Source organism: Bacillus sp. CZDM1, from assembly GCF_055502545.1.
The window spans coordinates 396,130-423,096 of record NZ_JBUESO010000003.1 but is presented as its reverse complement, the minus strand read 5'-3'; the positions used below and the strand labels follow the sequence as shown (position 1 = coordinate 423,096).

22 protein-coding genes and 1 pseudogene are annotated in these 26,967 nt (G+C 37.9%); 11 read left to right on the top strand and 12 right to left on the bottom strand.

Going from position 1 to position 26,967, the window contains the following annotated elements:
• The first annotated feature begins 249 nt into the window (after positions 1-249).
• The gene (locus ACY3XC_RS09720; RefSeq protein WP_464868444.1) at positions 250-1,767 is read left to right on the top strand and encodes a PASTA domain-containing protein; all 1,518 of its coding nucleotides are present in this window, start codon (positions 250-252) and stop codon (positions 1,765-1,767) included.
• A gap of 499 nt (positions 1,768-2,266) precedes the next feature.
• A complete protein-coding gene (locus tag ACY3XC_RS09715; RefSeq protein WP_464868341.1) occupies positions 2,267-2,695 on the top strand; it encodes a hypothetical protein in 429 nt (142 codons plus the stop codon).
• Between the two features lie 403 nt (positions 2,696-3,098).
• Here the strand turns inward: ACY3XC_RS09715 and ACY3XC_RS09710 are convergent, their stop codons facing one another.
• The 3 genes from ACY3XC_RS09710 to ACY3XC_RS09700 all read right to left on the bottom strand — a co-directional run bounded on the left by ACY3XC_RS09710 (position 3,099) and on the right by ACY3XC_RS09700 (position 6,136).
• On the bottom strand, positions 3,099-3,596 hold the full coding sequence (locus ACY3XC_RS09710; protein WP_464868442.1) for a tyrosine-type recombinase/integrase: 498 nt from the start codon (positions 3,594-3,596) through the stop codon (positions 3,099-3,101).
• Positions 3,597-3,891: 295 nt separating this feature from the next.
• Complete coding sequence (locus tag ACY3XC_RS09705) at positions 3,892-5,052, bottom strand: LVIVD repeat-containing protein (RefSeq protein ID WP_464868340.1); 1,161 nt, start codon at positions 5,050-5,052, stop codon at positions 3,892-3,894.
• Positions 5,053-5,491: 439 nt separating this feature from the next.
• Positions 5,492-6,136: a coiled-coil domain-containing protein gene (locus ACY3XC_RS09700; RefSeq protein ID WP_464868339.1), complete on the bottom strand. Its 645-nt coding sequence runs from the start codon at positions 6,134-6,136 to the stop codon at positions 5,492-5,494.
• A gap of 556 nt (positions 6,137-6,692) precedes the next feature.
• Here ACY3XC_RS09700 and ACY3XC_RS09695 point away from each other — a divergent pair.
• Positions 6,693-7,910, top strand: coding sequence for an IS110 family RNA-guided transposase (locus ACY3XC_RS09695; RefSeq protein WP_464868338.1), 1,218 nt, complete (start codon positions 6,693-6,695; stop codon positions 7,908-7,910).
• Between the two features lie 226 nt (positions 7,911-8,136).
• Positions 8,137-9,141, top strand: coding sequence for a DUF3231 family protein (locus ACY3XC_RS09690; protein ID WP_464868337.1), 1,005 nt, complete (start codon positions 8,137-8,139; stop codon positions 9,139-9,141).
• Positions 9,142-9,470: 329 nt separating this feature from the next.
• Here ACY3XC_RS09690 and ACY3XC_RS09685 read toward each other — a convergent pair whose 3' ends face one another.
• The gene (locus ACY3XC_RS09685; RefSeq protein ID WP_464868336.1) at positions 9,471-9,959 is read right to left on the bottom strand and encodes a hypothetical protein; all 489 of its coding nucleotides are present in this window, start codon (positions 9,957-9,959) and stop codon (positions 9,471-9,473) included.
• 55 nt (positions 9,960-10,014) lie between these two features.
• On the opposite strand from ACY3XC_RS09685, the gene ACY3XC_RS09680 reads away from it, so the two are divergent.
• Positions 10,015-11,262, top strand: a complete 1,248-nt coding sequence (locus ACY3XC_RS09680) for a tyrosine-type recombinase/integrase (protein ID WP_464868335.1) — start codon at positions 10,015-10,017, stop codon at positions 11,260-11,262.
• A 323-nt stretch (positions 11,263-11,585) separates the two neighbouring features.
• Here the strand turns inward: ACY3XC_RS09680 and ACY3XC_RS09675 are convergent, their stop codons facing one another.
• The gene (locus ACY3XC_RS09675; protein WP_464868334.1) at positions 11,586-12,824 is read right to left on the bottom strand and encodes a Bcr/CflA family multidrug efflux MFS transporter; all 1,239 of its coding nucleotides are present in this window, start codon (positions 12,822-12,824) and stop codon (positions 11,586-11,588) included.
• Between the two features lie 376 nt (positions 12,825-13,200).
• Between ACY3XC_RS09675 and ACY3XC_RS09670 the strand changes: the two genes are divergently transcribed.
• Both ACY3XC_RS09670 and ACY3XC_RS09665 read left to right on the top strand, forming a co-directional pair.
• The gene (locus ACY3XC_RS09670; RefSeq protein WP_464868333.1) at positions 13,201-14,121 is read left to right on the top strand and encodes a hypothetical protein; all 921 of its coding nucleotides are present in this window, start codon (positions 13,201-13,203) and stop codon (positions 14,119-14,121) included.
• A 5-nt stretch (positions 14,122-14,126) separates the two neighbouring features.
• Positions 14,127-14,861: an SH3 domain-containing protein gene (locus tag ACY3XC_RS09665; protein ID WP_464868332.1), complete on the top strand. Its 735-nt coding sequence runs from the start codon at positions 14,127-14,129 to the stop codon at positions 14,859-14,861.
• A gap of 158 nt (positions 14,862-15,019) precedes the next feature.
• On the opposite strand, the gene fbp is transcribed toward ACY3XC_RS09665, so the two are convergent.
• Positions 15,020-16,951: a fructose-1,6-bisphosphatase gene (fbp, locus tag ACY3XC_RS09660; RefSeq protein WP_464868331.1), complete on the bottom strand. Its 1,932-nt coding sequence runs from the start codon at positions 16,949-16,951 to the stop codon at positions 15,020-15,022.
• A 178-nt stretch (positions 16,952-17,129) separates the two neighbouring features.
• Positions 17,130-17,933 (bottom strand): helix-turn-helix domain-containing protein, encoded by an 804-nt coding sequence (locus tag ACY3XC_RS09655; RefSeq protein ID WP_464868330.1) that lies wholly within the window; start codon positions 17,931-17,933, stop codon positions 17,130-17,132.
• Between the two features lie 132 nt (positions 17,934-18,065).
• On the opposite strand from ACY3XC_RS09655, the gene ACY3XC_RS09650 reads away from it, so the two are divergent.
• From ACY3XC_RS09650 to ACY3XC_RS09640, 3 genes are read left to right on the top strand one after another with little or no spacing between them, the layout of a single operon-like run.
• Entirely contained in the window at positions 18,066-19,226 is a 1,161-nt protein-coding gene (locus ACY3XC_RS09650; protein ID WP_464868329.1) for a Gfo/Idh/MocA family protein, read from the top strand.
• Positions 19,227-19,250: 24 nt separating this feature from the next.
• Positions 19,251-19,988, top strand: a complete 738-nt coding sequence (locus ACY3XC_RS09645) for a ThuA domain-containing protein (protein ID WP_464868328.1) — start codon at positions 19,251-19,253, stop codon at positions 19,986-19,988.
• Between the two features lie 42 nt (positions 19,989-20,030).
• The gene (locus ACY3XC_RS09640) at positions 20,031-21,122 is read left to right on the top strand and encodes a Gfo/Idh/MocA family protein (RefSeq protein WP_464868327.1); all 1,092 of its coding nucleotides are present in this window, start codon (positions 20,031-20,033) and stop codon (positions 21,120-21,122) included.
• Between the two features lie 460 nt (positions 21,123-21,582).
• Here ACY3XC_RS09640 and ACY3XC_RS09635 read toward each other — a convergent pair whose 3' ends face one another.
• The 4 genes from ACY3XC_RS09635 to ACY3XC_RS09620 form a co-directional block, all read right to left on the bottom strand.
• Complete coding sequence (locus ACY3XC_RS09635) at positions 21,583-22,212, bottom strand: nitrite reductase (RefSeq protein ID WP_464868440.1); 630 nt, start codon at positions 22,210-22,212, stop codon at positions 21,583-21,585.
• Positions 22,213-22,326: 114 nt separating this feature from the next.
• Positions 22,327-24,759 carry a heavy metal translocating P-type ATPase gene (locus tag ACY3XC_RS09630; RefSeq protein ID WP_464868326.1) on the bottom strand — a complete coding sequence of 811 codons (2,433 nt, stop codon included), beginning with the start codon at positions 24,757-24,759 and terminating at the stop codon, positions 22,327-22,329.
• Positions 24,760-24,832: 73 nt separating this feature from the next.
• Positions 24,833-25,039 carry a copper chaperone CopZ gene (gene copZ / locus ACY3XC_RS09625; RefSeq protein WP_464868325.1) on the bottom strand — a complete coding sequence of 69 codons (207 nt, stop codon included), beginning with the start codon at positions 25,037-25,039 and terminating at the stop codon, positions 24,833-24,835.
• A gap of 75 nt (positions 25,040-25,114) precedes the next feature.
• A complete protein-coding gene (locus tag ACY3XC_RS09620) occupies positions 25,115-25,447 on the bottom strand; it encodes a metal-sensitive transcriptional regulator (protein ID WP_179157376.1) in 333 nt (110 codons plus the stop codon).
• A gap of 199 nt (positions 25,448-25,646) precedes the next feature.
• Here ACY3XC_RS09620 and ACY3XC_RS09615 point away from each other — a divergent pair.
• Positions 25,647-25,814: pseudogene (locus ACY3XC_RS09615) on the top strand (winged helix-turn-helix transcriptional regulator); the annotation flags it as partial.
• A gap of 168 nt (positions 25,815-25,982) precedes the next feature.
• On the opposite strand, the gene ACY3XC_RS09610 reads toward ACY3XC_RS09615, so the two are convergent.
• The gene (locus ACY3XC_RS09610; RefSeq protein ID WP_464868324.1) at positions 25,983-26,585 is read right to left on the bottom strand and encodes a class I SAM-dependent methyltransferase; all 603 of its coding nucleotides are present in this window, start codon (positions 26,583-26,585) and stop codon (positions 25,983-25,985) included.
• Positions 26,586-26,967: the final 382 nt, after the last annotated feature.

Sequence of the window (26,967 nt, the reverse complement as noted above, 5' to 3'; positions counted from 1 at the left end):
TAAAACACGTATTAGTATGGACGTTGCTCAGTTGATAGTTATTCGCCCGATTTCAAATGGACAATTTACTAAAAAAATAGACAGACGTATATTATTGGGGAAATTAACAGTTTAATAACATATCTTAATGGGTTTGAATAGGAAACGGAGATTTAAGCTGAAAATAATCAATCTTCAGCTCATCAAGTACCCACTTTATCCCGCTACAAGGAATTGTGAAATAATAGATTATTGGGGGAATCACATTTGGTGCAACAAATTTACCTAAAGGAATTTAATAACGAAGAAATAGGAATGGGTTTTAACAGTCAATCAGGTAAAGCTATTGGCACAGCCCTTGATGTTGGAGAAATTACCGAGAACAAAGTTGTACCTGGCGCACAGGTTCAAGCACAAATTACCATGGTAAATTCCCACGAAGAAATTATGGAGAAAATGGGAATGTCTTTCGAGGCGCAAGGAAGATACGGAGCTTTTACAGCTTCTCTTAAGTCCAATTTCGCAGAATCCTCGAGTTACAATTCAACCTCAACCTTTTTGGTTGCCCGCTGTATTGTCACAAATTCATTTGTACGAGGAAGAAAATTTCGTGTAACACCCGAAGCGGAAGCACTACTTAAATCGAACCGTTTCGTGGAATTCAATAAAGCTTTCGGTGATAGTTTCGTAAGAGGGATCCAAACTGGAGGAGAATTTTACTGTATTATTAGGATTACGTCTTTCGACATCAAAAAGCAGGCCGAGTTATCGGTGGCGCTTCAGGCTGAATTTAACGGCTTAGTCGCTGCCGGAGAGTTCAAAGGTCAGTTTAATAAAGCCAATCAGAGTTCATCCACCAGGTCGGAATATATGGCAACGATGTATCAGCGGGGTGGCAAAGGTGAACAAATCAAATCAATAGTTGAAATCAGCGAAGCAATACAACGTTTTAAGGATTTTCCAATATTCGCTTCACAGAACCCGGTCGGTTATGAAACTGAGATTGCTACCTATGACACAATTCCTCTTCCACTTCCCACACCTGAAGAGCAAGAAAATTTCACCATTGCGCTACGCGATGCTCGGGAGAAAAAGTTGTATTATATCCAAAAAAGAAATGATCTCGAATTTGCATTTAGACAACCTGAATTCTTTGAAGAACTCCCAGCACCCGAGATTCTACAAAATGGCATCAGTGTCTATTCACAATTAATTAATGCTGTTATGGACCATGGGATTAGACTCTCTAGGGGTGAAATAAAGACACCGACACTTTTCACGCCGACAATAAATGAGCCGACAATTAAATTGAAAAGAAAACCTCCTGAGGTAGTTACACCTCCCGTGGAAATGGTTAAGGTACCTGATATCGTAAATTTACCCGTGAAAACAGCTGATTCAATTCTGAATTCACTAGGACTAAATCCAAATCATAAGAAAATTAAAGTGTCTGCGGAGTCACCTGTAAGAAGAATGCATGTGGAGAGGCAGTCACCTCCACCAGGTACGGAGGTCAAGAAGGGTTCGGATGTCGATATAATCTACTTTTGTACTGTACATGTTCTAGGGACTATCGGCTGCAGGCCTTCTTCATTTCGTCATCCCTATTTCCACCCTAGATTAACGCCTTTCCAGCATTATGAATATCCCTACTTAATAACAAGACAGATCTATCCATTTTTCTACACTGGAATAATTCCTTTACAGCACTATGAAAATTACGATTCACTATCAAGACAAAACTATCCATATTCCCAAATTGGATTAATGTACGTCCAGGACTATTAATATCCTTATTTAATTCCAATAGAGAACTATCCTTATAGAGGATTTTATGGAAATAGTAGCTAATTACGGCAGCTACCGGAGATATGGTAAAAGTCATGAAGGGAAATAAAAGTACACTACTTAGCGATGATCCATTTTTGAAGTCCGGAAAGAAGAATTTGCCCATTGCTGTAGAAGTGTCAATCTAATTCTTGCACAGATACGAAATCTATTCCGTGTGCATGAAATGTTCAACCAGATCAATCAGAATACTTGGTGCTTCTGTCAAGTATTGCGGAACTGGAGAGGAATATTATCTCGGAACAATCAAGATGAGACTAGAAGCAGCAAGGTCAAGGGACGACAAGAGAGGAGTCCAGCGAAGAAAAGTGAAAAGATATCTCTGGCTTTAAAGAAATATACGATTGGATTATTTCATGGAACTTTTTTTTACGCTATTATACTAAAGGACATAGACTGGAGTACTTCTGAATAATGAAATAAAAGGAGGTAATTATTAATGTCACATGTAAATCACTACACTGGTTACTGGAATATGCCTGCATATCCTAATGTATCTCCTGTTACATCCCCTACTGTATACTCGTTTTTCAAAAGAGCGGACCCTTATAATCCGCCAGTGGGATTACATTTTCATGCCTGGGGGGCGCAATTATCACTTGATGATGGAAGCACACGATGGCTAGCTGAGGCATTAAATTCGGGAGCTACTGCTAGCGGCATTGCATCTGGTTTGGTTGCAATGGGAGTCATAACTGCACCGGAGGCTGGAGCAATACTCGTTGTTTCTGCCATTTATAAGATTGGTAGTGTATCTATAAATTCTGCTAATAATTTAGGTGGCAATAAGGGTGTTTACTTTAACATTCCATGGCCAGTTATTCCTGGTGCTCCTTTAGTTGCAAGCGTTCCTCATGCTAGATCCTAAAATAGGAGAGTATGAACTGTTTACAGTGAGATAAGATTGTATTTCTTTTTAGGATATCAAATAAGGAATGTTACAATATAGGGAAATATTGCCTCGTCTCATCTTGGGAGGGGGTTTTTTAATTAATAAATCCCCCCTCCCTGATAATTGCAAATGGTGTTTACAGTAATGCTATAACCGTCATAGCAAGTATATTTAAACTCAGATAAATTTTGAATAAAATAATCTATATTAATTATCTTCATCGCTTAGTTCTTTGTTAACAGATAAAACGCTACTTTTATCACCCTAGAGGTAGTGTTATGGATCGTTAAACTCATTCATTCGAAACCTGAGTAAATTGTTTATGACGGTCGCCCAATTTGAAAATTTTGGATGTACCATCCGCCACTAATCACCTTTTTTACAACTTGAATGACTGCAAGCTATTTTCAATTTCTTCATCGGTGATCCCAATATAACGCAAGGTGATTTCTGGGTGAGAATGATTTAATATTCTTTGCAATGTTGCAATATCTTTTGATTGCTTGTAATACCAATAGCCAAACGTCTTTCTCATTGTATGGGTTCCAATTCCTTCATCTATGTCACACATTCTAGCAGCTTTGTTTAGCTGTCTGTATGCCTGGATTCTCGTTATGGGCTTATCGCCCTTCCTGCTAGGAAAAAACCATGCACTATTTAAACCTTTTATGTAGTTGTTCAATTCTTCGTAAATATTGTGCAAGTGAACGGTTCTTGGCTTGTCGGTCTTTCCTTCCTTGACAATCACTTTCTTTTTTCCTTTTACATCCTTCACTTTCAGTTGCAACAAATCGCCTACTCGTAATCCTGTATTGATTCCCAGTAAAAACATAATGTAGTCACGTTTGGAACAATGCCGCTTTAAACTCCACTTCATATCCTCTAATTTTTGCAAATCCCGAATCGGTTGCACATCTTGAATTTCTTTAGCCAACTTTCCACTCCCCTTTATAAAGTCAGGTACAATAGGAATCTGAATGTAACGTTTTCTTTGATTATCTTAATTTTATCTCATTACTATTAAAAGTCAAGTAGGAAAGTAAAATGAATGTAACATTTTATCTATTATGTTACATTCGGTTTTTGGCGAATTTCATAAAAAAAGCTGCAGATGCAGCTTTTAAACGAAGTACCGATTCATAAAAAACTTACCTTGACTATTGTTGAATGTTCTAGACTACTAACGTAAAAATAGCTATTCCGCGAGGACCAGCTAAATCTCCCGAACCAAACTGACCTACCCGTACGGGAACGATAGGATTGGTAATATCATAGATTTCTATCGTGCTATCGAATACATTTACTACATACATAGTGGTCCCGGTAATCGCCAATTCTTCAGGCCCATTTAAATTTCCATCATTTAACTGTCCTATACGTGCTGGAAATGTAGGAATGGAAATATTATAAATTTCTATCGTGTTATCATCCCGATTTGTTACATACAGAATGTTCCCGTTAATCGCCAATCCAACAGGAGTAACTAAATCTCCTGAACCAAACTGACCTACCCGTACGGGAGAGGCAGGATTGGTAATGTTATAAATTTCTACCGTGTCATCAAAAAAATTTGTTATATACATAGTGGTCCCAGTAATCGCCAATCTGAGAGGACCATTTAAATTTCCATCATTTATCTGTCCTGTCCGTACCGGAAATGTAGGAATAGAAATATTATAGATTTCTACCGTGGAGTCGCTAAAATTTGTTACATACAGAGTTGTCCCAGTAACAGCCAATCCGATAGGTTGATTTAAATTTCCAGCATTAAACTGCCCTACCCGCACGGGAGCAGTAGGAATGGAAATATTATAAATTTCTACCGTTTCATCTCCTTGATTTGCTACATACAGAGTAGTATCCTTAATCGCCAATCCATTAGGTTGATTTAAATTTCCAGCATTAAACTGCCCTACCCGTACAGGAGCGATAGGATTGGTAATATTATAAAGTTCTACCGTGTTATCATTAAAATTTGCTACATAAAGAAATCTAGCTGTTGCTGGTGTTGGAGAAGGAGGAAGAGTTTTGTTTAAATCCAGAATATTTCGAAATTTGAATTGCAATAACATTTCTTTCATGATGTTGTCTTGAAAATTCCTTTCAATACTCGAGTTCAAATCAAGAAAATTGGAAAGGGTAATGAATGGAGGGGAAACCGGTGTTCCGCCTTGTAATGTTCCTAAAAAACTTTGGATTGCTTCTGCTTGAGAATTGATCATGTGTGCCAAAGATAACTCCTCAAGTGCAATGGAAGCCAACAGCAATGGAACGGTCTGAGCAGTGCTAATTGAAATATCGGGTGTTATATTAGGAATATTTGGTAAAGACATAATTATTCACCTCCTTGGTAGGTAGAATATAGTAGAAGAAACGAGAGCACAAAGGCTTGTAAAGCATTTGTGCTCTATATATTATTCAACTAGATTTTGAGTGATTGTATGCTTGTCCCTTTGTAGATGTATATTCCAAAAACCCTTTATATCTATCCTTTAGTTCCGTAAGGACCGTCTAGCTTTTACCTGAGTAATGTAACCATTCTCAATTTAAGCTAGAAACATTTCGCACAGCTAACATTCTCTGTTAGCTTAAGGGACCTTGAATTTCAATGTAACAAAATATGTATTTTGTTACATCAAGCGATTTATCAATTTCGGTAATAGAAGACTCAGATGTTTACTTAAATCTGTATTTTCAAACATCGCCCTAAAAAAAGGAAAAAAAATAAAAGCACCTCGAAGGATGGCTTTTATTTTATTTTATTTATTGATTTTAATATGTATAGGTATGTAACTGGAATGGACTATTATAGTGAATGGCAACAACGCTACCAACTTTTGGCTTGTATCTATCGTCTCCTTTGTATTCTACAATATATTCCTTACCGTTCACTACTTTAAAGAGAATGTTACCTTTATAATCGGTTACTCCTACCAGTTTATCTTCGGGATTATTTTTTTCCCAAAGATATACCACCTTATTAGGCACGGATAGATATGATTTATAGACATCACCTTCCGTGTCAAGTAGCGAAACATTCAAATTAAAATTTGCACCATCAAAGGAAAGCCTCTGCTGGACCTGTTGTCCATCTGGATCTACAGTGACTGGAGAAGCCTTAAGCTCCTCAATCTCTTTTTTGAGATCTTCTATTTGTTGTCTCATTGAATCTAAGGACTTTTCCTGTTCAGAAATTGTACCATTAACAGAAGATACTTTATCTTTAACTGATTCTACATCCTCATTAAGCGGAAGAAGGTCCTTGACCTGAATTGTTAAATCAGAAACAGCAGCCTTTAGCTCATTAATTTGAGCAGGAATTCCACCCTTCTCCCCTTCCGCGTTAGCAGTACTTATTGCAACCCCTCCAACCACTACTGATACCGCTATGGCTGCTCCTAAAATTTTCTTTCTCATAATATGTTTTTTACCTCCTTTTTTACTAAGTAATTATTTCGATAATCTAGTACCAATTTCCTGCTTTGTTTACACAGTTAACACAACAAATATACCTATCATCACGGTATTGGAATATCTCTATAGTTCATAAATTTACCTCTTTCGTGGGTATTACTTTTGAATTTAAGTTATGAAACCTTCTGAAAGCCTTTGTTTTTCCCATGTTTTTTTTAGTCAATACTTTTAAGTTATGAAACTATATTCATAAAAAAAGACCGTCTAGAGACAGTCACTTTCTTAAACTAAAGCACCCGTTAGCCACCCATGAATCGCTAAAAACAAGCTCTTCAACACAAAGAATGAAAATGTATTGAATCCGTCCATACTTGTACTAAGGCTGGAGAGGAAGGTCGATGAACTATGGTGCCATAGAGCCCATCCGTTAGTCTGACTCCAACGACCACGGTGCACCACAAACTGTCGCTCCCTTACGGGAAGCACTCATGGTAGATTAATCCTTATTCTGATTGTTGCACCAGCCTCCAATATACAAGCCTAGAAAGGAAAGATTTCAATGGATGTAATCATTGAAAGAACATGTGGTTTGGATGTCCATAAGGACAACATTACGGCATGTATAATGACACCTGAAAGAAAGGAGATTCAAACGTTTTCTACCAAAACAATTTTTTTACTAAAGTTAATGGACTGGATTAAGGAACATGGCTGTACCCACGTTGCCATGGAAAGCACAAGTGTTTATTGGAAACCGATTGTTAATTTATTGGAGTCTGAAGGAATTGAGTTTTTAGTTGTGAATGCCCAACATATGAAATCCCTGCCTGGTCGTAAAACCGACGTTAAGGATGCGGAATGGATTGCAAAACTTCTTCGCCATGGACTTCTTAAGGCTAGTTTCATCCCTAACCGAAATCAACGAGAATTACGAGAGCTTGTTCGCTACCGCCGTAGTATCATTGAAGAACGAGCCAGACAACACAATCGTATTCAAAAGGTTTTAGAAGGAGCCAACATTAAACTAGGATCTGTTGTTTCTGATATTTTGGGTGTTTCATCTAAGGATATGCTTCGTGCCATTGCAGATGGTGAGGATGACCCTGAGAAACTAGCGAATTTCGCTCGACGTACAATGAAGAAGAAAAAAGAAGAACTTGAACTGGCACTTCAGGGCTATGTTAATCCACACCAACGTTTAATGTTAAAGACTATTTTAACGCACATTGATTTTCTAACAGAGCAGATTGAAATGTTGGATCAAGAGATTGCTCAAAGAGTAAGCTCTTATCAGGAAGATATAGAACGTCTCGATTCAATTCCAGGGATTGCCACCAGAATGGCTGAACAGATCTTGGCTGAAATAGGAACAGATGTTGGAAACCAATTCCCCACTGCCGCTCATCTATGTTCATGGGCTGCCTTGGTTCCTGGTCATAATGAAAGTGCGGGTAAAAGAAAATCTAGTAAATCTAAAAAAGGTAATAAATACTTAAGATCCGCATTAACAGAAGCAGCTCAATCAGTCAGAGGGTCCAAAAACTATCTCGGTGCATTGTATAGACGTACAGCTGGACGAAAAGGAAAGAAAAAAGCAGCCATTGTAGTAGCCCATGCGATGTTGAGAATCGCATATTACTTGTTAACTAGAAAAGAAATGTATGTAGACCTAGGCGAAGACTACTTTGATAAACAAAGACAAGTATCTATTGTACGCCATTCAGTCCGCAGACTAGAAAACCTAGGATACACTGTAACAATTACAGAAGCCTCCTAATCCTTAATCAAGCCCATAAACACCACTGATCAGACGCTCTCTCCTTTTAAAAAAAAGTTGAATGAGCTGCGTCTATTTAAGTATTGCCATTTTTCAGATCTCACAGAAGTTAATTTTCATGGTAGTTCAACAAGCAACTGCTCAACTGTTATCATCTAAAAGGTTTAAGTCCAAAGAAATGCATATCTATTACTGAATTAGTAAAAATTACGGAAGAGGTGAGAAAATGGAAAATGATAATTTAAAACTTACATCTTCCGAAATAGGAACACTATGGGGGGAGTATGTTAACGGAACAATGATCGAAATAGTAAATAGGTATATGTTTTCTATTTTGGAAGACGAATCAATAAAAAAGATTTTTGAAATAGCCATTGAGACATGGGAAAAGCAAAAGAAGCAGCTTGTTTCCTTCATTGAGAAAGAGGGATTTCCAGTTCCAATTGGATTTACTGAGTCAGACCTGAATAAAAGTGCAGAGAGATTGTTTTCTGACATATTCTGTTTGAATTATTTGCATATTATGACTTTACATGGTTTGTTGGGACATACAACCGCTTTAAGTGTTTCTGTCAGAAAAGACCTTCGGGAATTTTACGATGCATGTGATAATGATGCAAAAAAAATGTATCATTTAACAATTGAGTTATTGCTTGAAAAAGGAAAATTCCAACGAGACCCCTATTTCTATCCTAAGGAGAGCCCTGAATTTGTTACTACCAAAGATTTTGCTGATGGATTCTTCGGAAAAGGGAGACTTTTATCTTCTACAGAAATCATCAGTATTTCTCTTAACATAAAAAAGAGCATTATGGCTAAAGCTCTTTCAATCGGATTCAGTCAAGTCGCTGAATCGAAAGAGGTAAGGAAGTTTTTGGAGGATTCTGAAAAAACGGCTGATGAACAGATACAAGCCTTCTCAAAAATTATGCACACAGATAATTTACCAGTTCCAATGTCTTGGGAATCAGAGGTTACAATGTCAAAAGACTCTCCTTTTTCTGATAAATTATTGTTGTATCATATTGGTTTCTTGGCTCAAACTGCACAAGTATATCACGGGACAGGTCTAGCATCAGCCATGCGAACAGACCTTGGATTAGCTTATGAAACAGCCATTCTTAAAAATATATTAGTAACCAAAAACTGGTTTGATATTATGGTGAAAAACAAGTGGTTAGAACAGCCTCCACTTGCTCCCAATAGAAAAGAACTTGCACAAGATAAATAAGATATCCCCCTCATAAGTGAGGGGGATATTTTTAATTAGCTTCTTAATTTAATGGACAATTCAACATCAAGTAGTTATTTCCTACTTCAACTAAACTGCTTCGTTAGCTCAACAAGAAAAAAGGACCACCGCAGCAATCCCCGTTCTTCAACTCTTGCCCCCGTTAATACAACAAGATGTATATAACGTTCGCATGATTCATTACTTAATTTTATTATGAATTTAAAATATATTCAGATATATTTTCTGTTTAGCATAGCCCATGCTTCAAATTATCTAAGAAAACCCATTAAAAATTGTTCCATTTCTTTATAGGGATTTGTATTGCATTATTTTTTGATTTGTAAAGTTTGTAAAGAAAGCCCTATTGCTGCTCCGCCAAGAATTCCCGTTAAAGCTAAAACAAAAGGCGTTGCAAAAAAATCCAAAAGTAACATTCCGCACCCAAATCCATTTGCTCCACCTAACCCCAGTTTCCAAACGGATATTTTACTATTGAAGGAAAGACCCAAAATGATTCCACCAACCCCGCCTCCCAAAAGACCAGTAAGGAGAAACTTCATAGGTGGTTCCCACATAGTTAACATGACAAAAAACGGAATAATAAAACCAAGAAAGAGACCGCCCCCGCCAAACAAGGCGATTTTAATAACAGATGGTATACTTAATCCTAAAGAGTAACCTAATGCTAACCCCCCAAGAAGTCCCATCAAACCAAACCCGAACAACATGAAGTCGCCAAGATAGGCAGCAATCAGTCCACCCAAACCGAATCCGAGAGATGACAAAAGAACAAGCCTTAATTTTGTCTTAACCACCGATTGACCCCCCCCTAAAATACATTTTTATATGTTTTACGAAGCAAAGATGGTTATGTTTCAATATTTATTTTATTATTTAACTGTTATGCTCTTTCTAAGACAACGAGGTAAAAACACTTGGGAATTAAGTATTTCTCTAGGTAGAGGTCATGATGGAAAATACATTAAAAAAACGAAAAATGTTAAAGCGAAAAATAAAACTGAGGCAAAAGAGTTATTAAGACGATTTATTTCCGAGGTAGAAACAGGCGAATATTCAAATTTAGGCAATGCTTTTTTCTTTGATGTGGTTAATGATTGGCGGAGAAAACATGCTGAAAACCTTGCAATTCGTACTCAACAGGGATATGAATCTAATTTAAAATTAAGGGTACTACCCTATTTTGGAAATATGAAGGTATCTAATATTAAGAAAATACATGTTCAAAATTTTTTTGACAGCATTACAAAAGAAGGATCACGATTAGACGGAAAAGAAACAAAACTTTCCAACTCCCATATTAACAATCATCATATTTTATTAGGAAGTTTATTAGGAAGTATATTCTCATTTGCAGTGGACCGGGGATATATTAAAGAAAGCCCACTCAAAGGTGTCAAAAAACTCAAAGTACAGAAGAAAAAATTGAGCATTTATCAGAAAGCAGATATTGCAGCGTTAATGAGTCAACTAAATAATGAACCTTTATTATGGAAAACATTAGTTACCTTAGCGGTGATTACTGGTGCCCGTGAAGGTGAGCTTGTAGCCATTGAATGGAAACATATAAACTTTGATAAGTCGATAATTACAATTGAGCAATCTTTAACACTAAAAACAGGTGAGGGTATAAAAGTTAAATCTACCAAAACTGAAAGATCAAGACATGTAACCGTACCTGCTTCAATGCTCAAGTTACTTAAGGAATTAAAACTTCTACAAAACAAGGAACGCATTCATAATTGTCAGGAATGTCAAAATGATTTTGATGGAGTAGTCCGTGACTTTATTTTTACATCACCTGGTTTTAATGGGAGACCGCTACGACCTGACAGCGTCTCGCAGTGGTGGAGTAGATTCTTAAAAAAGAATCCAACCCTTAATAAGATTACTTTCCATGGGCTTCGGCATACTTCTGTATCATTGTTAATCGATGAAAATAATGCAATGAAAGTGATTAGCGAAAGAGTCGGGCATGCTAAAATCAGCACCACAATGGATATTTACGGTCATTTACTTGAGGATGCTGATAAAAAAGCAGCTGAATCTTTAAATAAAGTTTTCGATGACTTAGGTATAAAAATTGCAAATGATAAATAAATTATGTTTGCCGCAGTTAGATTTTCTTTCACACCAAAATTTTTTTGCCGTAAATTTGCCGAAAAACTGCCGTAAAACTCATTAAAAATAACTAAAATTTATTAAAATTAGCTAAATCTAAAAAAACTATTATGTATTGATATATTAATGTTTAAGCCCTATTTTACGGAATTCCAACAACAACATATCATACTTTTCCTAAACTGTAGGTCGGAGGTTCGAATCCTCTTCGGGACGTCAAAAAGCCTTGAATTTTCAAGGCTCTTTATTTTTGTTAAAAAATTTAATAAAGTAAACGCCTGACGATTAGTCAGGCTTTTCTATTATCCCTTAATTTGAAAATTCCCCTTCAGCTTTCTTCTTGGCTGAACGTTGAAAACGTTTCGGACCACTCCATAATAAATCAATAAAGCGATAAAGCTAGTTGCAAACATAATAACCCCCATTGGAATGGCTGTATACTCTCCTGCTATTCCAACAAGTGGAGCTGTTAAAGACCCCAGAACAAATGGCAAAAGCCCTAAAAGTGCAGAGGCACTTCCTGCTATATGGCCTTGTTTCTCCATAGCTAACGTGAACGAAGTTGAAGAAATGACGGCTAAGGATCCAATAAATAAGAAGATAGGAATCGCAACGGCAATTAGCGGCGCCTTCAATAGAAGAGCTACAAGTAACACAGCACCTGCTATGTTAGCCGTAAATAGCCCGATCTTTAAGAAGGTTGTTTCAGATATAAAATCTGCTAAACGTCCAACCAATTGACTTCCAATAATCAACGCAACACCATTTACTCCAAATAATAGACTAAATACTTGCGGAGATACACCGTAAATATTTTGATAGACAAAAGGAATACCTGAAACATAAGCAAAGATCCCTGCAACGATTAATCCTTGAGTAAAGGCATACCCTGTAAACTCTCGATCCCTAAACAAGGAACCAAAATTCTTTACGACCTGTGAAAAATCACTTGGGACACGCTTTTCCTTTGGTAGGGTTTCCTCTAGTTTCCATGAAACCATTAAAACTAAGACAATTCCTATACACGATAAAACTAGAAAAACTCCTGACCAGTCTGTAAACGCCAGGATGATGGCTCCGGCAATCGGTGCCACGATCGGTCCAAGATTACCCACTAACATCAATAAAGAGAAAAACTTAGTCAGTTCTCTTCCACTGTAGAGATCGCGAACGATTGCCCTAGAAATAACGAGACCGCCTGCTGCCGCAAAGCCTTGAATGAAACGGGCACCAATAAAAGTATAAATATTGGGAGCAAATGCACAAATTACAGAAGCGATTAAATACAAAAAGAGGAAAATCCTGAGTGGTTTTCGACGGCCTTGCACATCACTCATCGGTCCAATAATTAATTGACCCAATCCTAATCCAAGGAGGCAAGTCGTTAAACTAACTTGAACGAGAGATGCCGTTGTATCATAATCTTTCACAATCGTAGGAAATGATGGCAAATACGTATCGATCGTAAAAGGACCTAAAAGACCAAGTGACCCTAATAGTAATGCAAGTTGTAATCGTTTCCTGCCTGTTAAAGTATTCAACTATTACTCTCCTTTCTATAAAACCATTGATATATATTTCTAAAAAAGTTCAGCATTATTAAAAAAGCGATTAATAAATAACTGGTTTGAAGAACACACATGCATACAAAAATAGCACAGGACAAATTACTTCGTCAAGCGAAATATTTTTATAAAATTTTTGGGAAAACAGATTGAATATTCATTATTAGTAAAAGAGCAGGAAGAATCCTGCTCTTTTACATGATTCTATATTCCTGTTTAATTATGTTACTTCAACTCCCTCAACCTCCGATTTCTGCGTAATTTGGGCTTTTCTTCTGATTGTCTGCATAGAATGTAGACAAGCGTATGTGATCTGTCAATGAAAATAGTAAACCTTGGAGGGAATAACCGAATGCATTTTATTGAAGATGTAAAAGACGTGAAATTTAGTTTTTTGGAAAAACCGCCAGCGTCGTCTATGACCCATGCCTTTGTTTATGCTAATAATCAAAACGAATACTATGCAGTTAAAAATGGAGAGCGTTTGTCACGTAGTGAATTGCGGATTGGCAAATATAAAAAGGTTTATACAGTCAATATGCAGCAGGAAACCATTACCTTTAAGGAGGAAGTCCCATCGTCTACAAGAGGACGACAGTTTTCTGTCAATTTATTTATCGATATTGCCGTTGAACACCCCGAACGGTTAGTTCAACAAAATGCAGGAGAAATTGGCACCATTATTAACAATAATCTGCCCTTCTGGGTGGAGTCGGAAGCAAGATTTTATCCTATTGAAGAGGATCTGAGTTTTGCACGGCATATTGAAGAGTTTTTTCAAACCTCGCCATTAGTCAAGGTGTTAAGAGAGGCTGGTATTGTGGTTCGAAATGTTCGTGTCTTGATCCGACAAGGTATTCGGGACCAGCGCCATGATGAGGCGATCGCTAATTTAGACCGGAACGCAGAACTATCTGCCTATCAAGAGGCTCTGGACTTGGAGGAAGCCCGCCGGATTTCTGCCTCGATTAAAGAAGCCCTTCAAGCAGGTGATTTCATCACTGCAGGGAAGCTTGGAGAAAAGAATGAAATGGCAAAGCGGTTAGTGGAATCGGAGTTTAGCCAAAATCAAGCCTTCAAATTTGAGGTAAACAAACAACTTTTTAACTTGATCAACGATCACTCTATTGACCAGTTTGATGCAGAACAAAGATTGGCCAAGCTAAAAAAGCTATTCCCCTACCTTCCCGTCAATCTGGAAAACATCAATAGAAAAAAACAGATATCTGGTCCAAGAAGAGAACTTTCATCCTATTTAAATAAAGGAGAATAGCGGTTGTGGAATCCATTTTAAATCAGTTGTTTTGGATCTGGTCACTTATTTCTGTTCTGCCGGATTGGTTGCGTATTTTTTTGGCTCTCTTTTTGCTACTACAGCTCGCAAGGCTGATTTTGTTGTACATTGTTCCTCCCTTCTTAAACTTATTGTGCCGTTTGTTGAAAAAAATGCTTCATCTCATTTCTTACCCATTCATGGCACTTCTTTGCACAATGCAAAGGAGTCGGAGAGATACAGGAAAATCTGGCATTCCTGTTTGGATTGATATCATTGAAGGAATGTTTGCCTTGTTCGAACGTTTTTTCAACAAAATGATTCAGCTTTTCATGAAACGGAAAAGGAATAAAACTGGGATTAAAAGATGGACTTTCTATACTGCCACAGGATTAGTGATTTTGCTAACTGCTGCAATCATAAACAATCCACATGAGTGGTATACACAAACATGGAAGAAAGCTGAGGCATGGTTAAACCTAGAACATGTGCACATACAGGCATCCGGGGCTTCCCCTGATCAAAAAGAATTAATTTTAAATAAGAATTATGAAGAAGGCGGAAATATTCGTGAAACTCCGGCACTAACCGCTCCTCGTCTATACACGATTACAAATGGAGAAATCATGCACTTTTTGAATGAAGAACAAGTAGATTCCAAAGGAATTAAGTGGCTAAAAGTTCAAACCGCAAACGGGATCGAAGGCTGGATTTCAGCCTTGATTGTCAGGGAAAAATAAAAAATTGAGAGAATATTACTATCTTAGTGCCACTATGGATTGAACCATTCCCATGATTTTATCATCCTGTTTCCAGTTTCATAGAACAACCCATTTAAGGAGAGTTGACTTCAATGTGAATAGTCCCCTCTCCTTATTTAAATCTCTTCCTAATTGTGTTAATTCATATAGCGATATTCTCTCAGACTATTCAAAATAGAGATTTCCTGTAGCAATTTTTCTCCAACATTTGTTTCTCTAACCTTTTTTCTCTTTAATTCTTCATCCACTACTCTTTTAATTGATAAAACATCTGTCCCGTTAAGTAGAACATCTTCTTTTGAATTAAAATGCTTATGGGCGACCAGTTGCATACCGTAGGAATTATATAGTAACGTATATCCTGCTATACCTGTTGTTGATTGATAAGCTTTGGAGAAACCTCCATCGATCACGATCATCTTACCATTTGCTTTAATTGGATTTTCTCCCTCAATTTCTTTAACCGGTGTATGGCCATTTATGATATGACCATGGTCAGGATTCAGATCAAATTCTGTAAGGATTTTGCGGCAAATTTCTTCATTTTCGCGTAAATGGTAGTATGGGTTCTTCCTCTCTTTATGGGTTGCCTTGTCCTTAATAAAGTACCTCTCAAACGTTGTCATTGCTCTTTTTCCAAAGAGTGATGAATATTCTCCTGTCCATAAATACCAGACCATATCTGTCGCAAGATCATCTGTCTCTTCAGGATGTGCAAAAGCATGACGTAAATACCGTTCAAAAACATCAAGTAATTCACGACCTGAATAGGTATTATTTTCAATAACCATTTTTTCCATATTCCCTTTTTCATCTAAAGGAATACAACCATGTATTAATAGGTTCCCGTTATATTTTAAATAAAGACTCCCTTTCTTCATAAGGAAATTCATATGTCTGGCCAGCTTTTCTGAATGCTGGACTGAAAATAATAATCTTTCCATAACCTGCTTTTCTTCTTCTAGTAACTGATCAGGCTGCTCGGGATTTACCGTTGCAAAGCAACTATTTTCTAGAGGGTAGGTTTTCCCATAAATCGTTATTTCGTTCTTGTCATAATCAATTTTCTCAAGCAAAAGCCTTTCTGACATATTAAAATGCGGACGCCGCTTTATAATAGGCATTTCGAGTTTGAACTGAATCATTGCAATAGCTTGATGAATTTTCGTTATTTGTAATTTTTCATGATCAGATTGTTTCTTATCTGAATGTACCTTAGGTCTGAAAGCCGGATTGTCCTGATAGTATTTCTCCGCAAGATTCAGAAGGGGTCTAAGGTTGATTCCATATACATCTTCAATAATGTCCAGATTGTCGTATCTTGCGCAGATACGAATGATATTAGCAAGACAAACCATTGAACCAGCAAAAGCACCTAGCCATAGTACATCATGGTTTCCCCACTGAATATCTACGGAATGATAATTGATCAGAGTATCCATGATTTTATCAGGTTCAGGTCCACGATCATAAATATCCCCAACCACATGAAGATGATCGACAACTAGTCTCTGAGTTGTATAAGCGAGACCTGTTATGAGTTTATCTGCCTGACCTAAGGAGATGATTTGCTGGACAATTTCTGTATAATATTGCTCCTTATTTGTAGATTGATTCGTTTTGTATAGCAGCTCTTCTATAATAAACACAAACTGACTCGGCAATGCTTTTCGTAATTTCGAACGTGTATATTTGAAGGAAGCATGAGAAATAAGCCTTATCATCCGCTCAATGATTACGATATACCATTGGTTTAATTCATGTTCATTGACAAAATGATTTTTAATTAATTTTAATTTTTCTTCAGGATAATATACTAATGTTGCAAATTCATTTATTTCTTTATCAAATAAAACATCTTGAAACAAGTCTCTGATTCTCTTTTTCACATTCCCTGATCCATTTCTTAACACATGTTGAAATGCTTGATACTCCCCATGTAAATCACTGACAAAATGTTCTGTCCCCTTTGGTAGATTAAGAATGGCTTCTAGATTAATAATTTCAGTTACCACTTTTTCTTCACAATCATATTTCTGAAGAAGTAAATCTAGATATTTTGAGTTCAAAATCATGTATCCCCTTTCAAAATTCACCATTTATTTTCTATCTAATAGATTGAGATTAATTATTTATATTATCAGATCAAATAATAGTTATTTTACTATTTAGAATTCTCCTGTCAACCAATCTTAATGAAAGATTAAATTCTACATTTGATGTATTGATGACCCATTAACGCTTCATCTATGTAATATTGATAGGATACAAATCCATAAACGACTGGGGTTTCTTTTCTCGGTATTCCTTTGGTGTACATAATTTTATCTTTACAAAGTTGCGATTGAATGAACGTATGCTTTCATAACCACAAAGATAAGAAATTTCGGTCATATTTTTTTCTGTATAGATTAATAGGTAACAAGCATAGTTTACTCGTGTTTCATTTAAAAAATCCACAAAAGACATATGAATATGGGTATTAAAATACTTCGATAAATAATTATAACTGTAACCTAAAGTACTAGCGATACTTTTTAAAGAGATTGATTCTGTAAAATGGTCCTGAATATAGGTTAGCAATTTATGTAGCAGCTCTGGATCTTGTTTTTCTCCTTTAATTAAGCTTGTTTGTCCCATTAGCTCAGATAATATTAAATAGAGACAGGCTTTTTGTTCAAGCAGATTTAGGCTTTCTTTGAAAAGTGTCCTAGTAATTAGTGTATTTGCTTCTAAAGATAGGTTGAAAACTGGATTTTCAAGTGAACTATTTTCTATCATCCTTTGAAATGTCGGAACATAGTCTGGCGAAAAAATACAAATTTTAGCTCGAGAATGTAATTCTGTAATAAACGAGTGAATTTCATACGGCAATATGAGTAAGAATTGTCCAGTTTTCAAATGGTAACTTTTTTGGCTCACAATGACTTCCAATTCCCCATCAACTAGGAATAATAATTCAAAACCACGATGGAGATGGCTTGGAAAGTTTAGATTCAATGTATGATAGTTTGATATTAAATCAAAATGGTGTGCTTCATATATCAACATACTAAGAACAACCCCAGTAAAGAGTAAATTTTGTCTAGGATTATATAAGTTTTTACTTGTTGTGTCAAACCTGTAAATGATAGATTTATCCATATTAGAGTTTACTTGATGACATAAAAAAGGAGATAAGCTATGGAAAAACTTAGAATCGGAATGGTCGGCTATAAATTTATGGGAAAAGCACACAGTCATGCTTACCGTGATCTTCCACTGTTTTTCCCGAACACGGTTCATCCTGAAATGAAGGTTATTTGCGGCCGTGACCTAAATGGTGTGACCACTGCAGCCAAGCAATTTGGCTGGGAGGAATATACAACCGACTGGAAAAGCCTCTTAGTAAGAGATGATATCGATTTAATCGATATCAATGCACCTAGTGATGTACATAAAGAAATAACCATTGCTGCTGCACAAGCAGGCAAACATGTTTTTTGCGAAAAACCGTTAGCGCTTACATTAAAAGACTCTAGAGAAATGCTCGATGTCGTTGAGGCTGCCGGGGTCAAACATATGGTTGGATTTAACTATCGCTTTGCCCCTGCTGTTATGCTGGCCAAAAAGCTTATTGACGAAGGAAGATTGGGCGAAATCTATCATTTTCGTGCCTGGTTCTTACAGGATTGGCTCGTGGATCCAAACTTTCCGCGTGTCTGGAGACTTCAGAAAGAAATTGCAGGTTCAGGCTCTCACGGAGACCTCGGGGCTCATTTAATCGATCTATCTCACTATCTCATTGGCGATATTACCGAAGTAATTGGGATGAACAGAACGTTTATTCAAGAACGTCCAATTCCTTCTCAGATGACGGGCTTATCAGCAACAGGCAGTGATAGTAATGAAAAGGGCGAAGTGACAGTAGATGACGCTACCTTGTTTTTAGCTCAATTTGCTAACGGAGCTCTAGGAAGCTTTGAAGCTACTCGCTTTGCGGCTGGACACCGCTGTACGAATTCATTTGAGATCAATGGCAGTAAGGGCAGTGTTATCTTTGATTTTGAACGGATGAATGAACTTCAGGTTTATTTCGTTGATGATCGAGACGATGTCCAAGGCTTCCGCCGCGTCTTAGCGACTGACCCTGCACACGCTTATGCAGAAAACTGGTGGCCGCCAGGACATACGATTGGTTATGAACATACGTTTATTCATGAAATCGTCGAACTTATGGAGTCTTTTCGGGAAAATCGACAGCCTGTTCCAAACTTCCGTGATGGTGTAAAGTGCCAGGAAGTCTTAGAAGCGGTTGATTTATCGATTGAAAAACGCCAATGGATCCGAATATCTGAGGTATAAAAAATGATAGGGAGTGCGATTACGATGAAAAAAAGTGCATTGATTGTTTGGGGCGGCTGGGATGGCCATCAGCCCGAACAGGTAGCTGAAATCTTTAAGGGGATCCTTGATGAAGAAAACTTCCAAGTAGAGGTATCCAATTCACTAGACTCATACGCAGACAAGGAAAAGTTAAAATCGTTAGATTTAATCGTTCCCCACTGGACGATGGGTGAAATTGAAAGGAAGTATGTCTTAAATATCTCGGAAGCCGTGGCCGCTGGTGTAGGTTTAGCGGGATGCCATGGTGGAATGTGTGACTCTTTTCGAAATAATGTGGACTGGCAATTTATGACCGGGGGTAATTGGGTGGCCCATCCCGGAAATGACGGTGTAGAATACATGGTCAATATCAAGTATTCCTCAAGTCCATTATTAGAGGGTATCTCTGATTTTAAAGTATCAAGTGAGCAGTATTACCTTCACTACGATCCAGCTGTTGAAGTATTAGCTACCACTCGTTTCCCGGTTTTTCACGGACCGCACGCGGCGAATAAAGCAGTAGATATGCCTGTGGTTTGGACAAAACGCTGGGGCAATGGGAATGTGTTTTATAGTTCGTTAGGACATCAAGCGAATATTGTCGCTATGCCGGAAGTTTCGCTGATCATGCGACGCGGATTTTTGTGGGCTGCTGAAGGTAAGAAACGGGCCGGAGAATGGGATGCTGCGTCTATTTATGGAAATGTACGGACCTACACCGGCATGGGAGACAGTCAGTAAGGCGGAAGGCAAGCTATCCATAAAAATATACTGGAGGTTCCTATGAAAAAACTTAAAATCGGTATTATTGGTTGTGGAAATATTAGTTCTATTTATATGGAAAACTGTCAGAAGTTCCCTCACCTCGAGTTAATTGCTTGTGCGGACTTGGATGTACAGCGGGCACAATTACAAGCTGAAAAGTTTGGTGTCCCTAGGGCTTGTTCCGTTGAAGAGTTACTGTCTGACCCAGCAATTGAACTCGTCATTAATCTAACCATCCCTAAAGCACATGCTGCTGTTTGCATTCAGGCACTTGAAGCTGGAAAGCATGTTTATACAGAAAAACCACTTGCTGTGACACGCGAGGAAGGAAAACAAATTTTAGAAACAGCTAAGAAGCATAATCTTCTTGTTGGCAGTGCACCTGACACCTTCTTAGGTGCTGGTATTCAAACTGCTATCCATCTAATAGAACAAGGTGAAATTGGAGTACCAATTGGTGCATCTGCATTCATGATTTGCCGCGGGCACGAACATTGGCATCCAGACCCTGCTTTTTATTATGATATTGGCGGCGGACCCATGTTTGATATGGGACCTTATTACTTAACAGCCTTAGTGGCTCTTTTAGGACCAATCAAACGAATTTCTGGTTCTACTCGTATCAGTTATCATGATAGAACTGTGCTTAGCACACCAAAAGCGGGTACAAAAATTGAGGTATCAACCCCTACACATATAACAGGTGTGATCGATTTTGCCTCGGGGGTAATTGGAAGTATTACCACAAGCTTCGATGCCTTTGGCGGAACCTCGCTGCCCCCTATTGAAATTTATGGCAGTGAAGGGACCTTACTTGTCCCTGATCCTAATACGTTCGGCGGACCTGTGAAAATTAGGAAACGTGACGAAAGTGAGTTTAAAGAGGTACCTCTTGCATATGGATATTCCCAAAACAATCGAGGGCTTGGCGTTGCTGATATGGCCAAAGCAATCCTTGAAGGTGGGAAATACCGAGCAAATAGCGAATTAGCGTATCACGTCTTAGAAGCGATGCATGGCTTCCATGATTCCTCTGATAGTGGTAAACATTATATAATGGAAAGTACATGTGAGCGTCCTGAATCTGTGTCTTTGGAATTACAAGCTTAAGTAATTCGCAAGAATAGAATATTATCATAAACGAAATAAAAGGGCTCCCCCATTCTTGGAGAGCCCATTTTAATATGAAACTAGTATTGTTCCGGTACACTACGTTTTTCGCAGTTCCAGGGAACGATTCTACGATTATTGTTCCCTATACCCCTTTTTTTCGTTGTTTACGGGAACGATTATCCAAGTATCGTTCCCTCACCACTCCGCTATCACGGTTCAAGGGAACAATTAATAACAATGATTATGTAGGTTAATTAGCTAATTGGAGGAAATGGCACGTAAGTTGTATGAAATAAGTAGGAAGGAAAAATAAGAAATCAACTCTAATGTCTTATTGAACACAAAAAGGGCTAAGTAGCCCTTTCGTTTTTCGAATGCAGGGGCCAAAATAAATTTCCGGGTCATATTTTATTCTTAGTTTTAATAATTGCCCAGGAAGCTCCATCGGTTCATTTTTTTATCCAGTTACTTGACTTTTTAAGTTTTCGAATCCAAAACGGTTAATAAATTTAAATAACGGTTCTCTCTTTTTTCCTTGTTCAGCATAGATAGTAATGATTTTTTCGACTATCTTGTATAACTGTTCAGGCATTAGTTGCTCCATAAATAAAGTACCTATTTGGGCATCCTTTCCTTTTGCTTTTCCTCCAATGTATAAATCATATCCGTTTTTCACTTTCATGACGCCAATATCATTTACTAGTGGTTCACCACATCCAACCGGACATCCCGTATAAGCTGGGCGAAGTGTAAACGGAACTGATTTTCCTGCTATTCTCTTATTTAGTTCAATGGCCACAGGCATTCCTTCTTCCTCTTCCCCTTTACAAAAATTGCAGGTTCTTAAGCTTTTTACAAAATTCCCCACTGGGTAACAGGACAATCCCACCTCCTTAAATTTTTCCTTGACGAATTCCACCTTACTTTCAAGTACCTCAATGTAAAGTTGTTGGAAAGTGGTTAACTCCAGTTCATCTCCATCATTCATGTACTCGGCAATGACACCCAGTTGTTTTGCATTTAATTTTGCACCGAATGAAATGCCGCCATTAACAGCCAATTTCACCTTTTTTTCCTTTTGATCCATTACCATTCTCACATCCTACTAATCTATTTTTATAAAAAATATACATTTTTCAGGTATGAAAGGCTATAGAGTAAACTATGCAAATCGTGGTTTACTCTACAGCTAACAGTAACTTTATTTTTCTAATTTCACTCTTTGTAAGCGCAAGGCGTTCAACACAACCGACACAGAACTAAATGCCATTGCTGCACCAGCGACCCATGGTGCCAGGAATCCTGCTGCCGCTATTGGAATCCCGATGACATTATAGGCAAACGCCCAAAATAGGTTTTGCTTAATATTACGCATTGTTTTACGGCTCATTAAGATTGCATCGGCAATACTGTTTAAGTCTCCTCGGATCAGTGTAATATCCGCAGCTTCCATTGCGACATCTGTACCTGTACCAATGGCCATCCCAACATCCGCTGTGGCTAGTGCTGGTGCGTCATTAATCCCATCACCGACCATTGCAACTTTTTTACCCTGTTGTTGTAACTTTTTCACTTCATCTGCCTTACCTTCAGGAAGGACTTCCGCAATGACTGCGTCAACTCCCACCTCTTTCCCAATTGCTTTCGCTGTACGCTCATTATCACCTGTCATCATAATGACGTTGATGCCCATTTCTTGTAAACGATGAATAGCTTGTCGAGATGTATCTTTAATAGTATCCGCTACGGCCACTAGCCCTGCGTATTGTCCATTAATACCAGCTAGCATCGCTGTTTTACCATCACTCTCCAATTTCTCCATGCTTGAGAGAACTGCTGTAATATCGATCCCATATTGCTGCATAAGCTTACGTGTACCAATGACAACCCCTTGACCTGAAACTGTTGCTTGAACACCATAACCTGGAATTGCTTCGAAGAACTGGACGTTGCCAAGTTCGATGCCTTTCTCCACAATACCTTGAACGATTGCTTCAGCTAATGGATGCTCAGATTGTCTTTCCGCTGCACCAATCAGCGATAAAAACTTCTCTTCGTCTTGACCATCTGCTGCTAAAACATCTGTTAATACAGGTTTACCGTGTGTAACTGTACCCGTTTTATCTACCACCACTGTGTCAATGCCCTGTGTTTGTTCTAAATGCTCGCCGCCTTTGAATAAAATACCAAATTCTGCTGAACGACCGCTTCCTGCCATAATGGAAGTCGGAGTGGCTAAACCAAGAGCACATGGACAAGCTATGACAAGTACCGCGATTAACACTTCAAGCGCCGGTGTAAACTCACCTGGTTGAACCCAGATAATCCAAACTAAGAATGTGAGAATGGCAATTCCTACTACAATCGGCACAAAAATACCTGAAATTTGGTCCGCTAAACGTTGGATCGGTGCTTTCGAACCTTGTGCATCCTCTACTACTTTAATGATTTGAGCTAACGCTGTATCACGCCCAACCTTTGTTGCTTTCATTTTGATGAAACCATTTTTATTAATGGTAGATCCATATAATACGTCACCAGCCTGTTTATCTACTGGTAAGCTTTCGCCTGTTAACATTGATTCATCAACGGCTGTTGTTCCTTCTAATACTTCTCCATCAACTGGAATTTTCTCACCTGGTTTCACTAAAATGGTGTCACCAATAACTACTTCCTCAAACGGTATTTCTTTTTCTACTCCGTCACGTACAACAATCGCGGTTTTAGCTTGAAGACCCATTAATTTTTTAATCGCTTCAGATGAACGGCCTTTTGCTTTTGCTTCAAATAATTTTCCTAATAGAATCAGTGTGATCAGTACCGCACTTGTTTCAAAATATAGGTGCGGTGCATGGTGTGTTCCAGCTGTGACAATTGCTTGATATACGCTATAAAAATAGGCTGCTGAAGTACCCATGACAACGAGCACATCCATATTAGCACTGCCATTACGAAGTGATTTGTAAGCACCAACATAAAACTGTTTCCCGATAATAAATTGTACCGGTGTTGCCAGGATTAGTTGGAACCATGGATTCATTAAGATATCTGGTACATATAGAAACGATATAAATGAAAAGTGCGCTACCATCGTCCATAATAGTGGTAACGATAAAATCGTCGAAATAATAAATTTACGTTGCTGGTCTTTAATATGCTTTTCACGATGATCTACCTGAGCTTGCTCGTCTTGCTTTTGATGTGCACCGTAACCTAGATTCTCAACTTTTGCAATAATGTCTGCAATCGTAACTTCCGATGGATTAAATTCGATGGTTGCTCTTTCAAGGGCTAAGTTGACGTTCGCAATTGCAACACCTTCCATCTTATTTAACCCTTTTTCAATACGTGTGGAACATGCTGCACAGGTCATTCCAGTAATCTCGAATTCTGCCTTTTGTTTCACAACACCGTAGCCAAGTGCTTCAATTTTCTTTTCAAAATCTGCTTCACTTAGTTTTGACGGGTCATATTTAATCGATGATTTTTCTAGTGCTAAGTTGACAGTTGCTTGCTCGACACCCTCCATTTTATTTAACCCTTTTTCAATACGTGTCGCACATGCGGCACACGTCATTCCTATAATTCCAATACTTGCTTCCTTAACAGCTACACTTTTTGCTGCTGAACTCATAATGCTTTCCACCTTTCCTATACCTTATAGGGGTATATTTTTTTGAAAATAAGAGAGTGCAAAGGGAGCACTCTTATTCTACGTCATATCCTTGGTCTTCAATCGTTTCTTTAATTTGTCCTAGTGAAACTTGTGATTCATTAAAGGTTACTTCTACTTGAGCATCGTCTAGTTTAACGTTTACTCCATTAACGCCTTCTAATTTACCAACACTTCCCTCAACTGCCTTCACACAATGACCACAAGACATTCCTTGTACGTTTAATGTTATATTTTTCATGTTTTCTCTCTCCTTAAAATGATATGTTATTTTGCATAATATACACCATAGGGGTATAATGAAGATAAAAAATTTTTACTTTTTCAATAGCTTTTGAATCGTCACAACTAATTCATCTAAAACCTCTTCATCACCTACTGAAAGGCGGTCGACCACACAACCTTTTAGATGACCTTCCAAAAGAATTTTGGCTACACTATTTAAAGCCGATTGGGTGGCAGAGAGTTGTGTAATTACATCATCACAGTATACATCTTTGTCGATCATTCCTTTAATGCCTCGAATTTGACCTTCGATACGATTTAATCGTGAGGTTAAATTATTTTTTACACGTTCGGGATGATGACTTTTTCGGCAAGAAGTAACACCCTCAGTATGGCAATCTTCTACTTTCATTGAGTTTTCCATCAGCCTTACCTCCTAAATTGATTTCATCTTACCATACCCTTGTAGGGTATGTAAAGTGTTAAAAAATAATAAACGATTATTTTAATGTTCACTTTTAGCAACTCATGGAATTAGGAGTCAGTCTCAATTTCAGTAACTTTGGATTAAGAAAATGTACGTTAGCAACTGTATCTATACCTATAGTTCAAGTAGACGCGCCAGTCTCAGTTCTACTTTAAAGGAAATGGAGAGTGATGGCCTAATTCATCGAAAGGAATATCCACAAATTCCTCCAAAGGTCGAATATAGCCTTACTGAAAAAGGGCAAACTCTTTGGCCTCTTATCCAGGAAATGTGCCAATGGGGAGAGCATAATAAGGAAAAATAAAAGAGGGAAAAACCAGATATTATACATGGATGACTGGCTAATTAATATAACAAAGGAGGCTTAATAAGCCCCCTTTAAAAAAGTTTGGTTAAAACGTTAAAGTAACATCCGTTTCTTTATTATAATCGTACCCCGATTAGGCTTCTGGCTTATCCCCTGTACCGTGATTTATTCAAGTTTTTGGCCAACAAATTGAATAACATGTGCTAAGCCGGTATGTAATTCTCCCTCATGGCGAATAGCTTCACCCATGAAGAAATGAACAATCCGCCAATCCGAAAAGGTTTGCAGGAACTCTTCCGGAGAATAGAGGAAATTAATATCTCTAGGACCCCCGCTTTTATAGGGAAGTTGATAAATCGAATATACTTCTGTCACAAAATAACCACCTGGTTTTACTGCTTTTTTTACTCCTTCAAGTGTTTTTTTACGTGTTTCTTTTGGGAAGTGTCCAAAAACACAAACTATTTCGTCCCACCGCTCTTTTTCCCAGGCAGCTTCGTTTAAATCGACAAGCTCTGTTCGAACGGTTACCCCTTTGTTCTCGGCAAGCTTCCCCGTTTTTAGCAGACCAGATTCGGCGAAATCCCAAGATGTCACCCTCATTCCTTGTTCAGCTAAAAAAACGGCATTCCTGCCTTCACCTTCAGCAATGGCCAAAGCATCTCCGGATAACTGAAGTTTTTTCTGCATTTCAGATATGAACACATTTGGCTCCGTACCATAAACATAATTCTCAGCTAGAAAGCGAGTATTCCAGTGGTTGTTCATATAATTCTGCTCCTTTTTGTTATAATCCAAATGTGAAAAAAGGGCTTAAATAGCCCTTTCACTTAAACCCGAAGCACAGTAAACTGTCCGCCTCCGAGTAATGACTTTACATAGTCAATCTTTACATCATTAAAATAAACTTGATGTCTTTCATTTACTAAAAAGCCGATTCCATCTTGCTCTGTGATTTCATCATTTTCTAAAGCCGACTCTTCCAGAGTCAGACGAAGCTGTGGGCCCCCTCAGCCAATGCCCATTGAAAAGCGGATCAGCGGTTTTTTACCCTCATTGATGACATCTTGAACTTCGCTTTTAATAGCTGAAATTGCAGCATGTGTTACTTTGACCATTTCAGTACCTCCATTGTCTTTTTATGTTTATA